11 protein-coding genes are annotated in these 13,130 nt (G+C 35.8%); all 11 read right to left on the bottom strand.

The window, feature by feature from the left end:
• Positions 1–140: 140 nt before the first annotated feature.
• Positions 141–4,454, bottom strand: a complete 4,314-nt coding sequence (locus F7888_RS04625) for a PolC-type DNA polymerase III (RefSeq protein WP_191777670.1) — start codon at positions 4,452–4,454, stop codon at positions 141–143.
• Between the two features lie 180 nt (positions 4,455–4,634).
• The gene (gene rseP / locus F7888_RS04630; RefSeq protein WP_191777673.1) at positions 4,635–5,894 is read right to left on the bottom strand and encodes an RIP metalloprotease RseP; all 1,260 of its coding nucleotides are present in this window, start codon (positions 5,892–5,894) and stop codon (positions 4,635–4,637) included.
• 121 nt (positions 5,895–6,015) lie between these two features.
• Positions 6,016–7,182: a 1-deoxy-D-xylulose-5-phosphate reductoisomerase gene (locus F7888_RS04635; RefSeq protein ID WP_191777675.1), complete on the bottom strand. Its 1,167-nt coding sequence runs from the start codon at positions 7,180–7,182 to the stop codon at positions 6,016–6,018.
• A gap of 30 nt (positions 7,183–7,212) precedes the next feature.
• Positions 7,213–8,010 (bottom strand): phosphatidate cytidylyltransferase, encoded by a 798-nt coding sequence (locus tag F7888_RS04640; protein WP_191777677.1) that lies wholly within the window; start codon positions 8,008–8,010, stop codon positions 7,213–7,215.
• 16 nt (positions 8,011–8,026) lie between these two features.
• Positions 8,027–8,788 carry an isoprenyl transferase gene (locus tag F7888_RS04645; protein ID WP_191777679.1) on the bottom strand — a complete coding sequence of 254 codons (762 nt, stop codon included), beginning with the start codon at positions 8,786–8,788 and terminating at the stop codon, positions 8,027–8,029.
• Positions 8,789–8,936: 148 nt separating this feature from the next.
• The gene (gene frr / locus F7888_RS04650; protein ID WP_191777681.1) at positions 8,937–9,494 is read right to left on the bottom strand and encodes a ribosome recycling factor; all 558 of its coding nucleotides are present in this window, start codon (positions 9,492–9,494) and stop codon (positions 8,937–8,939) included.
• Between the two features lie 2 nt (positions 9,495–9,496).
• The gene (gene pyrH, locus F7888_RS04655; protein WP_191777684.1) at positions 9,497–10,219 is read right to left on the bottom strand and encodes a UMP kinase; all 723 of its coding nucleotides are present in this window, start codon (positions 10,217–10,219) and stop codon (positions 9,497–9,499) included.
• Between the two features lie 98 nt (positions 10,220–10,317).
• A complete protein-coding gene (gene tsf / locus F7888_RS04660; protein WP_191777686.1) occupies positions 10,318–11,199 on the bottom strand; it encodes a translation elongation factor Ts in 882 nt (293 codons plus the stop codon).
• A 173-nt stretch (positions 11,200–11,372) separates the two neighbouring features.
• The gene (gene rpsB / locus F7888_RS04665; RefSeq protein ID WP_191777688.1) at positions 11,373–12,071 is read right to left on the bottom strand and encodes a 30S ribosomal protein S2; all 699 of its coding nucleotides are present in this window, start codon (positions 12,069–12,071) and stop codon (positions 11,373–11,375) included.
• 154 nt (positions 12,072–12,225) lie between these two features.
• Entirely contained in the window at positions 12,226–12,777 is a 552-nt protein-coding gene (locus tag F7888_RS04670; RefSeq protein ID WP_191777690.1) for a hypothetical protein, read from the bottom strand.
• A 19-nt stretch (positions 12,778–12,796) separates the two neighbouring features.
• On the bottom strand, positions 12,797–13,063 hold the full coding sequence (locus F7888_RS04675) for a hypothetical protein (protein WP_191777692.1): 267 nt from the start codon (positions 13,061–13,063) through the stop codon (positions 12,797–12,799).
• Positions 13,064–13,130 lie beyond the last annotated feature (67 nt).

A 13,130-nucleotide genomic window follows, 5' to 3' on the forward strand; every position in this document is an offset into this window, starting at 1 on the left:
TACAAATGACCCCGAATCAAAACGAAAGAGTGGGTTTCCCCACTCTTCTACCAACAATTATACATATCATTTCCATAAAAACTATATCATAACCAATATTTTTATGCAAATAAAAAGAAATTAAAGACTAGTTTTATGACTTAGAACAATGAAAGCTGATTTTTTTCTGGCAGTGATTCTAAGCAGCCATGATTTTCAAGGAATTCAATAATGGTTTTTGACACCTTTCCTCTTTGCTGTAAGTCTTCTTTCGATAAGAACTCACCTTCAGCTCTTGCTTTGACTATATTAATTGCTGCATTTGTTCCAAGTCCTGGTATTGCATTAAATGGTGGTATTAATGTATCTCCATCAATAATAAATTGTGAAGCATCAGATCGATATAGGTCAACCTTTTGGAAAGAATAACCTCTTTCACACATTTCTAAAGCAAGCTCTAATACAGTCAATAGGTTTTTCTCCTTGGTTGATGCATCCAGCCCTTTAGCATTAATTTCTTCGACTCTTGATTTAATCGTTGCTGATCCACGTGACATCGCATCAACGTCAAAATCATCTGCCCTTACAGAGAAGTAAGCTGCATAATACAACAGTGCATGATGTACTTTGAAATAAGCGATACGAACTGCCATCAATACATATGCTGCCGCATGGGCTTTTGGGAACATGTATTTGATCTTCAAGCAAGAATTAATATACCAATCTGGAACTTCGTTTTTCTTCATTTCCTCAATAAACTCATCAGATAGTCCCTTACCCTTACGTACTGATTCCATGATTTTGAATGCAAGTGAAGGATCAAGGCCCTTATAGATTAAGTACACCATAATATCATCACGACATCCGATTACTTCACTAAGTGTACATGTCTTATTATGAATAAGTTCTTGCGCATTTCCTAACCAAACATCCGTGCCATGTGACAGCCCTGAGATTTGAACAAGCTCTGAGAATGTTGTCGGTTTTGTATCCTCTAGCATCTGTCTAACGAACCTTGTCCCAAATTCAGGAATCCCAAGTGTCCCTGTTTTACACATAATTTGTTCAGGTGTTACACCTAATGACTCTGTTCCACTAAAGATTTTCATTACTTCTGGATCATCTGTAGGAATGGTCTTAGGGTCTATTCCACTTAAATCCTGTAACATACGGATTACTGTCGGATCATCGTGGCCAAGTATATCAAGCTTCAATAAATTATCATGAATCGAATGGAAGTCAAAATGTGTTGTTTTCCATTCAGAACTTGAATCATCCGCAGGAAATTGAATTGGAGAAAAATCATAGATATCCATATAATCTGGAACTACGATAATTCCACCTGGATGCTGCCCAGTTGTTCTCTTTACACCAGTACATCCTGAAACTAAACGATCTACTTCTGCATTACGAAGTTGAAGATTATGATCATTGGCATAACCTTTCACATAACCATACGCGGTTTTTTCTGCAACCGTTCCAATTGTACCCGCTCTATATACATAGTCCTCACCAAAGAGTACCTTTGTATAATTATGGGCGCGAGGCTGATATTCACCAGAGAAGTTTAAGTCGATATCTGGTACTTTATCTCCCTTGAATCCTAAGAAGGTTTCAAAGGGGATATCATGCCCATCTTTCTTATAGGCTGCTCCACAATTAACACATTCTTTGTCTGGTAAATCAAAACCTGAACCAACTGATCCATCATTAAAGAACTCAGAATGCTGACAATCAGGACAAACATAATGTGGCGGTAGAGGATTAACCTCTGTGATTTCAGTCATTGTTGCAACTAATGACGAACCAACCGACCCACGGGAACCAACAAGGTATCCATCGTCTAAGGATTTCTTAACTAGTTTATGTGAGATCAAGTAAATAACAGCAAATCCATGTCCAATAATACTCTTTAATTCTTTCTCTAATCTTTTTTCAACAATCTCTGGTAGAGTATCTCCATAAATTCGACGTGCCATCTGATAACTTAATTCTCGGACTTCATCATCTGCACCCTCAATTTTCGGTGTATATAAATCATCCTTAATTGGTTTAATTTCATCAATGATATTTGCGATATGCTGAGTATTGGTAACAACAATTTTCTTTGCTACATCTTTATCTAAGAATGAGAAACACTCAAGCATTTCGTCTGTTGATCTAAAATGAACCTGTGGAAGATTATGACGATTTAACGGATTGGCCCCACCTTGAGAACCTATCAAAATCTTTCTGAACATATAATCATTTGGATCTAAGTAATGAACATTGCCTGTTGCCACTACTGGTAATTCTAGCTTCTCACCTAATGAAATGATATTTCCAATAATCTCACGTAAATCCGATTGATTTCTAACAAGCTCTAATTCGATTAAATGCTGATAATTTTCAGGTGGTTGAACCTCCAGATAATCATAAAAACGAGCAATGTCTTCAACCTCTTCAGGTGATTTTTGCATCATTCCTTCAAATACTTCACCTTTATCACAAGCCGATCCTACTAAAATCCCCTCACGATGTTTTTGCAATACTGATCTTGGGATACGTGGTACTCGGTAAAAATAATTCATATGAGAAATTGATACAAGCTTAAATAAATTCTTTAAACCAATATCATTTTTTGCAAGTAAGGTTACATGTGATGGTCTAGATCTCTGATACGCATTACCAGCTCCCATATTATCATTTAGCTGATCATGATATTCTATATTTTGTTCTAAGGCATCCTTTAGTAGCTTGGCCAGTAAATAACCAGTTGCCTCCGCATCATAAATTGCACGGTGATGCTGGGTTAAATTTATGTCAAATTTCTTACAAAGGGTATTTAATCGATGATTTTTAAATTCTGGATATAAAAATCGAGCCAACTCAAGTGTATCAATGACTGGATTGGATGCTTTCTCTTGTCCAATCTGTTTGTAACCTACATTTAAAAATCCCATATCAAAGCTTGCATTATGAGCGACGAGGATCGCATCCTCAGCCCAATCGGAAAACCTCTGAAGCACTTCTTCAATGTCTGGCGCATTTCTTACCATGTCATCAGTAATACCTGTTAATTCAATTGTTGTAGCAGAAAGACGGTGATGAGGATTTGCGAAAGCTTCAAAGCGATCGATAATTTCACCATTTTTCATCTTTACCGCTGCAAGCTCAATAATTTTATCATAGACAGCTGATAGTCCAGTTGTTTCAACATCAAATACAACAAATGTATCTTCAGAAAGCAGGCGATTTTGTTCATTATATGCAATCGGTACTCCATCATCAACTAAGTTAGCCTCGACACCATATAATATTTTCACGCCATGTTTTTTTCCGGCAGAATAAGCTTCAGGGAATGATTGAACAACACCATGATCAGTAAGAGCGATCGCTGGGTGCCCCCATTTCTTAGCTTGTTCTACTAATCTACTTACTGAAGTGACTGCATCCATTTGACTCATTGGTGAATGAAGATGTAATTCTACTCGCTTTTCATCCTCAGGTGCACGGTCTAAACGTTCGACTGGCTTAATTTCATTAATATCATTTGCAATCATTACTAAATCTCGAACAAATGTATCGTTTTGAATCCCACCTCTAACTTTTACCCACATACCTTTTTTCACAGATTGAAGAAGATTAACATCTTCTTTATCTCTTGAGAACATTTTCACTAATAGAGAATCCGTATAATCAGTTATTTTAAAAGTTAATAGTGTTCGTCCACTTCTTAACTCTTTGGTTTCAGCATCAAAGATGTAACCTTGAAGAGCAACTCGCTTCTCTTCATCATTAATTGATTTAATTTCTCTAAAATCATCGTCATCTTTAATTGTATAACCAATGGTAAGAGGACCTGTTTGAACTTTGTCTGGATCCTTCTTCGTTTCGCTCATCATCATCTCAACAGCAGCTTGTTGTCCTTTTTGTTGATCTTCTTGTTGTTTTTGAGCTAAGAAGTTCTCATACTCTTGCGGATTTGAATCAACTGTAGCTTCTAGTTGAAAAGCTGGAAATCCAAATTGTTGATAAATATCAGTCAATGTTTGTGAATATTTCCGCTTTAAGGCTGTTGCTTCTGTATCATTTCGGGCAGAAATTTGAAGCTTTAATCCTTGCAGGCTTGGCTTTTGATTATTTAGTAAAGATAATAATAACGGTGAAATTCCTTGCATTTCTTGTAAACAAAGTGACCAATACCCCTGGACTAATTCTTCAGTAACTTGTTTATCGATCGTGTTAATGGTAAAAGTAACTGAAGCAATATGAGAAAATTTTCTTATTAACTGTGCAGCAAATAACTGAAACACATTAGATGGAATAATTTTAGGTAGTAGAAAAATAAAATGCCAAGATTTTTGCTCGCGATTAATTTGAAGTTTTTCAATTCCTGCACCTTCAAAGTACTTGACCATCGCATCATCAGTTATTTCGATCTGCTGCAATAGAATTTGCAATCGTTGTTTCTGCTCTTGTTTTAGTTCACTCATATTTTTCCCCCTTTCAACATATTGAAGGGCTAACCACGGAGATTACACTCTCAATAATTAGCCCTTTACGATTTTTATGTCTTTTCTTTTTTGTTTCATCTAACTCTATTTTACTCTCAAAAGTGAAGATTGTCCCTAAGAAGTTTATTAAAATTCACTTCCAATGTTTCCCCAATCCACTTAGAGGAAGAATTTCTGGATATCATTCCATGTAACAACTAGCATCAATAGCATTAATAATGCAAAACCAATAAAGTGTACCATTCCTTCTTTGTGTCGATCAATTGGTTTTCCTCGAACCGCTTCAATGGCAAAGAACATTAACCGTCCACCGTCAAGCGCTGGAATTGGTAATAAATTGACGATTCCAAGATTAATACTTAAGATCGCTGCCCATCTCATCAAGTAATATACACCTGATTGTGCTACTGTATCTGTAGATACGTAAATCCCTACAGGTCCTGATAGCATATCAATTGAAAATTGACCAGTAATGAGTTTACCCAAACCTAATATTATTTCCTTAGTCCACATATATGTTTCAGTAAATCCACTCTTAATTGAAGCCACAACCGACTTTTCTACTGGACCATAGACTCCAATGATTCCAATTGTTTCTTCAGCTACTTGCTGTGATTTAGGGGTAACTGCAATTTCCTGTGTGGTTGCATTTCGTTCAACTGTAAATTCTAGTTCAGTCTCTGGATTTGCTCTGATGATCTCAACAATATCTTCCCAAGTATGCACCTCTTGTCCTTCTATTTGACGGACAAGATCCCCTTCCATTAGTCCCGATTGGATAGCAGCACCGTCTTCAGTTAATTTACCTAGAATCGGTTCATTAATTGGAGTTCCTTGTAATAACCCAATTATGATGAAAACAAAGAAAGCTAATACAAAGTTCATAAATGGTCCAGCTGCAATGGCTAATGTACGCTGACCTAATGTTTTTGAAGCAAATTGACGATTATACGGAGCAATTTGTGTTTCTTGTTGATCCACAACAAAATACGCTTCATCACTGACTTCAAAATGTTGGATCACTTCATCGTTGTCCACTTCATAGCCAGTAAGGACCATTTTGTGCTCAATATCAGCACTTTCTACTTCAATAATTCTCGCATCTGGATATTTATCTTTATTATTGATAATGATTTTATTTACTTTACCAGCTGAATTAAATAATAATCCAATATTATAGCCTGGTTTCACTTCAATCATTTCTGGATCTTCCCCAGCCATTCTCACAAATCCACCAAGTGGTAATAATCGAATGGTGTATACTGTCTCATTTCTTTTAAATGAGAATACCTTTGGACCAAAGCCAATGGCAAATTCACGGCATAGAATACCTGCTCTTTTAGCAAAGATTAAATGACCTAATTCATGAAAAAAAACAAGCGCTCCAAAAATAATAATAAAGGCTATAACAGTTTCCAAATGTCTAACCACCTTTTGTTTATTTAACTTTCAACTATAACTGTTTGTCTTTTAAACCATATTTAAATCCTTAACAAACTAGTACGCTTTTTTTCAAAACTTTATAGAAGAAAGCCTGCTATTACACTTTATTCAAATATTTATCCACTAACTTTCTCACATGGATTCTTGTTTCACGATCAACTTGTTCAATTACGTCAAGTGATGGATTCATTACTGGAGAATGAAGCTCCAATGCCTCCTCCACTAACTCTTCAATCGTTAAGAATGGAATTGACCCATTCAAGAAGACAGAAACAGCCTCTTCATTTGCTGCATTTAATACAGTCGGAAGTGTTCCACCTATTTTCCCTGCAGAGAAAGCAAAGTCTAAGCTACGGTAACGATTAAAATCAACTTTACTAAAATGTAGCAACCCAATCTCTGCTAAGTTCAGCCTTGTCGATGTTGGTAATTTGAATCGATCTGGATAGGTCAATGCAAATTGAATTGGCACTCTCATATCAGGAGTCCCTAATTGGGCAATGACACTACTATCATGAAATTCCACAAGTGAATGAATAATACTTTCCTTATGTAATAGAACATCTATCTTATCATAGGGGATATTAAATAACCAGTGAGCTTCAATTACTTCTAGCCCTTTATTCATCATCGTTGCAGAATCAATGGTTATTTTTGCTCCCATACTCCAATTCGGATGGTTTAATGCTTGTTCTACTGTTACGTTTTTTAAATCTTCTCTCGTTTTATCTCGAAAGCTCCCACCTGAAGCAGTTAGGATAATTTTTTCGATTGTTTTTGGATTCTCTCCTTGTAAGCATTGAAAAATAGCAGAATGCTCACTATCAACGGGTAAGATCTCAACGTTGTGCTTTCTAGCAGCCTCCATTACAAGATGTCCAGCTGTTACTAATGTTTCTTTATTTGCTAAAGCAATGGTTTTCCCAGATTCAATCGCCTTTAGTGTCGGTGCTAGCCCAACACTTCCGACTACAGCATTCAATAGGATTGAGCTATCCTTGTATGTTGCAACTTCGATTAAGCCTTCCTTACCATAGGCAAACTTAATATTTCCTGTAAATTCTGATTTAAGCAGTTCACATGCCTCTTTTGTACGTACGGATACTAACTTGGGTGAGAATTGAGCGATTATTTCTCTTGTTTTCTCAAGGTTATCGCCTACTGACATCGCAACAAGCTCAAACTCTGCTTGGTGGTTTCTTATTACATCTAGTGTCTGTTGACCAATTGAGCCTGTTGCCCCTAATAAACTAACTTTTTTCACAAACTCACTCCTTGAATGCAATCCACTTTATTATGATATGAATAGTAGTAAAAAGTGTAGAATTGGTAATGCGAATAGCCAGCTGTCTACGCGATCTAATATACCACCGTGCCCCGGGAGTATGTTACCTGAATCCTTCACATTATAATGACGTTTTAACGCTGACTCTACCAAATCCCCTAATTGGCCGAAAATCGATAAGAAAATGGTAAGAATAACGATATTGATAATAGATAACCCTAGTGGAATAAAGGTCACATAAACAATTGCAATAATAATTGCAACGATGATTCCACCAATTGAACCTTCTATTGTTTTGTTTGGACTAATGTCTGGCCATAACTTGCGTTTTCCAATTGCTCGTCCAATAAAATATGCCCCTGAATCAGTTGTCCAAACGACAATTAACACAAAGAATATGTAATTTAAACCTAAATCTAATCTAGTTTCAATTAAATAATAAAAGCCTAGTCCGATATAGATAGTCGTCAATATCACAAAACCAACATCATCAAAAGTAAATTTATTCTTTGTTACTACTGTATATGATAAATACAGTAATATCGCAAGTAAAGCCATCTCAATCTTCGATACGCCAAAATCATCAATTATATATGAATATTCCTTTGGAAGAAGGAAGATCCATAGTAATAGCGTTGATAAAATGGCCGGAAATGAAAAGATTGGTATACTCTTCATTCGTAGTAATTCTAAAATTGCAATTGTAGCCATCAGGAAAGTTAAGATTGTTAACGGTAATCCACCTATATATACAATCGGTAAGAAAACAGCTGCTGCAGCTACTCCTGTAATTATTCGTTGCTTCATTAAATTATCATCACCTTTATATTCCTCCGAATCGACGTCCTCGTTTTTGATACTCAGCTATTGCTTCAATTAGGTGGTCTTCATTAAAATCAGGCCATAAGACATCAGCAAACCAAAATTCTGAATAGGCTAATTGCCATAGCATGAAATTACTTAGTCTCATTTCACCACTTGTTCTAATGAGTAAGTCAGGATCTTTTAAATCTTGAGTCATTAAATAGTTTGAAAATAACTCTTCATTTATATTACCATCAATTTCATTATTTTTATAATCCTTGATGATGTTCTCAACAGCTTGAAGAATTTCATAACGACTGCCATAATTAAGAGCAAAATTCAAAATAAGTCCTGTATTATGTTGAGTCTCTATCACAGCCTTCTCAACTGCTTTTAACGTATGTTCTGGTAATTGGCTTTTATCACCCATGATTCTCACTTGAACATTTTCTTCAATTAATTCTGGTAGAAATGTATTTAGGAACTCCTCAGGGAGCTTCATTAAATAATTCACTTCATCTTTTGGTCTTTTCCAATTTTCAGTTGAAAAAGCATAAACAGTTAAGACCCCAACTCCAAGCTGACTTGCCAATTTTGTTACTTTTTTGACAACCTTCATACCTTCATGATGACCAGCTGATCTAGGGAGTGCACGCTTCTTTGCCCACCTACCATTACCATCCATGATAATAGCAATGTGGTGAGGAATTGGTCCACCCTTAATATCTAAGTTATTTGTGGATTTAGACTTTACCATCCAGTTTTTTAGTAGTTTTAACATAAAGCTAGTCCTCCATCACACTAATATCAACTAACTAGTAATGTTTGATTTTTTTTGTCCCCACTATCAGCTAGTAGACAGTATTAACAAAAAAACCCCCTGTAAACGTTAGAGGGTCTTTTTACAATATATTGTACAGTGAAATGGATTAGACTTCCATGATTTCTTTTTCTTTTTCTTTTGCTACTTGATCTACTTTAGCGATGAAATCATCTGTCAATTTTTGAACATCTTCTGAATAACCTCTTAGTTCGTCTTCAGTGATTTCACCATTCTTTTCTAATTTTTTCAAATCATCATTGCCATCTCTACGAACATTTCTGATTGCAACTTTAGCATCTTCAGCATACTTTTTCACAATTTTCACTAACTCACGACGTCTTTCTTCAGTTAGTGCAGGGATGCTGATTCTAATAACTGAACCGTCATTAGATGGATTTAATCCTAAATCTGCCTTTAAAATTGCTTTTTCAATATCACCTAGTGAACTCTTGTCATATGGTTGAATAACAAGCATACGTGCTTCAGGAACATTAATTGAAGCAAGTTGATTCACTGGAGTTGGAGCTCCATAATATTCAACTGTTACTTTATCAAGAAGAGCTGGATTTGCTCTTCCTGCACGAACGCTTGCAAGCTCGCGTGAAAAAGCTTGGATTGCTTTTTCCATTTTATCCTTCACTTGGTTTAATGTAGCTTTTGCCATTGCTATTTCCCCCTCACAATTGTTCCAATATTTTCACCAGTTATGGCACGCTTAATATTTCCTTTTTCCATAATAGAAAATACGATTAACGGTATATCATTATCCATACATAAAGAAGAAGCTGTTGAATCCATTACCGCTAACCCCTCTTTTAGTACATCTAGATAAGATAATGTTTCGTACTTAACTGCTGTTGAATCCTTAGATGGGTCTGCACTGTAAACACCATCAACATTATTTTTCGCCATAAGAATCACATCTGCTTCAATTTCAGCAGCTCTAAGTGCAGCCGTTGTATCAGTTGAGAAGTATGGGTTACCTGTTCCTGCTGCAAAAATGACAACTCGCTTCTTCTCAAGGTGACGAATTGCTTTTCTTCTTATGTATGGTTCTGCTACTTGACGCATTTCAATTGACGTTTGGACTCTCGTTTGAATCCCTATATTCTCAAGACTATCCTGTAAAGCTAAAGAGTTCATGACCGTTGCAAGCATCCCCATATAATCTGCATTTGCACGATCCATACCCATTTCGCTTCCAATTTTCCCGCGCCAAATATTCCCGCCACCAACAACAACTGCAACCTCAACATCAAGTTCAGCTATTTCTTTCACCTGTTCAGCTACCGATTGAATGACTGCAGGATTAATACCAAAGCCTGCTTCTCCTGCAAGTGCTTCTCCACTAAGTTTCAGAACTACACGTTTATATTTAGCGATGCTCATGATTACCTCCATATTTTAAAGATAGGGAACACTTGGATGTGTTCCCTATCTTTTGTATCAAATAAGATAACAAGCTATATATTGATCGAAGCTTCTACTTATTTCTTAACTTGACTCATTACTTCTTCAGCGAAGTTATCTTGACGCTTTTCAATACCTTCTCCTACTCCGTAACGAACAAAGCTAACTACTGTAGCTCCTTTAGATTCAACAAATTGACGAACCTTTAGATCAGGATTCTTAACGAATGTTTGATCTAATAAACAAATATCTTCGAAGAATTTGCTTAAGCGACCTTCAACCATTTTTGCAACGATCTTTTCTGGTTTACCTTCGTTTAATGCTTGTTGAGTTAACACTTCACGCTCACGCTCAGTTTCTTCAGCAGAAACTTCGTCACGGCTAATGTATTTAGGGTTAACTGCTGCAATGTGCATAGCAACGTCTTTTGCCGTTGCTTCATCAGTAGTTCCTTCTAATACAGTTAGAACACCAATGCGTCCACCCATGTGAAGGTAAGCACCAAATGCTGCATTATCACCTTTAGATGCAACAACAAAACGACGAAGAGTTAATTTTTCTCCAATTTTTGCGATTGCTGCATTGATATATTCAGAAACAGTAGAACCGTTTTCCATTTTTTGCTCAAGCGCTTCTTCAACAGTTGCAGGCTTGCTCTTTAGTAAGAATGTAGCAAGATCTTTAACTAACACTTGGAAGCCTTCATTTTTAGCAACAAAGTCAGTTTCAGAGTTAACTTCAAGTAGTACTGCATCGTTTCCTTCAACTTGAATGAAAGTAGTTCCTTCTGCTGCAATACGATCAGATTTCTTAGCAGCCTTCGCAATCCCTTTTTCACGTAGAAAATCAATTGCTTTTTCCATATCACCGTTTGTTTCAGTTAGTGCTTTCTTACAATCCATCATTCCAGCACCAGTTTTTTCACGTAGTTCTTTAACCATTTGTGCAGTTACTGCCATTTTTATTTCCTCCTTAAGTGTCCAATTATGTAAATTAATAATGTCTCGTATACGAATCCATTAAAATTCTATTTATAGTATGACATTACCTTTCGAAAATTACCCGAGCTTTCATACCATACTCTTTAAAAAAAGGTGATAAAAGGCATATCCCTCTTATCACCTTTCGCTCATTAAGCAGAAGTTTCTTCACCTTGTTTAGCTTCTAGAATTGCATCTGCAATTTTAGCAGTTAGAAGTTTAACAGCACGAATTGCATCATCGTTAGCAGGGATTACATAATCAATTTCATCCGGATCACAGTTAGTATCAACGATACCTACGATCGGAATGTTTAATTTATGTGCTTCTGCAACAGCAATACGCTCTTTACGAGGATCAATGATGAATAAAGCATCTGGTAATTGCTTCATGTCTTTAATTCCGCCTAGGAATTTCTCTAAACGGTCAAGCTCTTTATTAAGTTGTACTACCTCTTTCTTAGGTAATACTTCAAAAGTACCGTCTTCACGCATTCTTTCGATATCTTTTAAACGCTTAATACGCTTTTGGATTGTTTCAAAGTTAGTTAATGTACCACCTAACCAACGTTGGTTAACATAGTACATACCTGAACGTTCAGCTTCTTCTTTAACAGAATCTTGTGCTTGCTTTTTAGTACCAACAAATAGCATAGTACCACCGTTAGCACCAAGTTCTTTAACGAAGTTATAAGCTTCTTCAACCTTCTTAACTGTTTTTTGAAGATCGATGATGTAAATTCCGTTACGCTCCGTGAAGATGTAACGCTTCATTTTTGGGTTCCAACGGCGAGTTTGATGACCGAAGTGAACACCAGCTTCAAGCAATTGCTTCATTGAAATTACTGACATTATTTTGTTCCTCCTAATGGTTTTTCTTCCTCCGCTTATATCATGTTCGAGTAAAACTATCTTAGATAGCACCATTACTCAAATCAATAAGCGTGTGTATTAACACCAAAAAATAATATACCATAATTAAATTTTACAATCAAGAAAAAATTATCTATTTTTGACGAAATTTTAATAATAGCTCGATTTCAGTCTTTCCTCGATTCAGTTTTTTGGCAATCTCTTCAATACCTGCTCCTTGTTCTTTCATTGAAATCACCTTATCTAACAATTGCTGCTCTGATGTAGGTGGTGGTATAACAACTACCTCTTTTTCTGCTGCTTGTTTTTGTGGAGTATGCTCAATTTCTGTATATAGTGGCAATAAATCTTTAAAATCATCGTCTGTCAGTTGTTGCTCGACAAGTGAAAATGAGCGTTTCTCTGATACTGATGGGCTATCTGAATTAACTTGATTTCCTTGATTTCCTTGATTAACTTGATTATTTTGAATTTCTTGATCATCTTGAGCTTTTTTTACTAATTGTTCATTTTCTTCTTTTATTTGCATGATAAATCCTGCAAATGCTTCCTCAATGTCCCTAAGTATTTTCCCTTGAGTCTTTTCCATCTCTTTTAAATGATTGATTTTTTGTGAAATTAATAATAGGCAAAAAAACAAAATACCAATTAAAATAAAGCATAATAAAAATAGAAAGGTAATCATATTATACGCTCCTGAAAGTTTATCCGGAAATATCTATTATTTTTCCTTTTGTTGGGTGGTGTGCTTGCTGAGTTTCTTGATTTGACCTCTCATCTAGTTGAAGACTTACTTTAGAACTATCTGCTTTTTTATTGACTTGCTTTGATTCTTTATGTATTTGTTTTTTCTGTTGTTCAGCTAATTGATGCTGAACAATCTGACCGCTCTGATTAAGCTGTTCTGTTATTTTCCCAAAGTCATGAGTACGTGGAAGAGCTATTTGTAATTCAAGTAACTTCAAACTCACAGTCTCACACTCCCTTCCAATTATATCTATAGCCATTTTATCATACAAGAATAGGGAGATAGATCAA

The organism is Litchfieldia stipae (genome assembly GCF_014837155.1).
Lineage (GTDB): Bacteria > Bacillota > Bacilli > Bacillales > Bacillaceae_L > Litchfieldia.

Coding starts and splice junctions, on each gene's coding strand:
- F7888_RS04640 (WP_191777677.1), bottom strand. CDS start 8,010: ATGAAGCAACGAATAATTACAGGAGTAGCTGCAGCAGCTGTTTTCTTA.
- pyrH (WP_191777684.1), bottom strand. CDS start 10,219: ATGAGCATCGCTAAATATAAACGTGTAGTTCTGAAACTTAGTGGAGAA.
- F7888_RS04670 (WP_191777690.1), bottom strand. CDS start 12,777: ATGATTACCTTTCTATTTTTATTATGCTTTATTTTAATTGGTATTTTG.
- F7888_RS04625 (WP_191777670.1), bottom strand. CDS start 4,454: ATGAGTGAACTAAAACAAGAGCAGAAACAACGATTGCAAATTCTATTG.
- rpsB (WP_191777688.1), bottom strand. CDS start 12,071: ATGTCAGTAATTTCAATGAAGCAATTGCTTGAAGCTGGTGTTCACTTC.
- frr (WP_191777681.1), bottom strand. CDS start 9,494: ATGGCAAAAGCTACATTAAACCAAGTGAAGGATAAAATGGAAAAAGCA.
- tsf (WP_191777686.1), bottom strand. CDS start 11,199: ATGGCAGTAACTGCACAAATGGTTAAAGAACTACGTGAAAAAACTGGT.
- F7888_RS04645 (WP_191777679.1), bottom strand. CDS start 8,788: ATGTTAAAACTACTAAAAAACTGGATGGTAAAGTCTAAATCCACAAAT.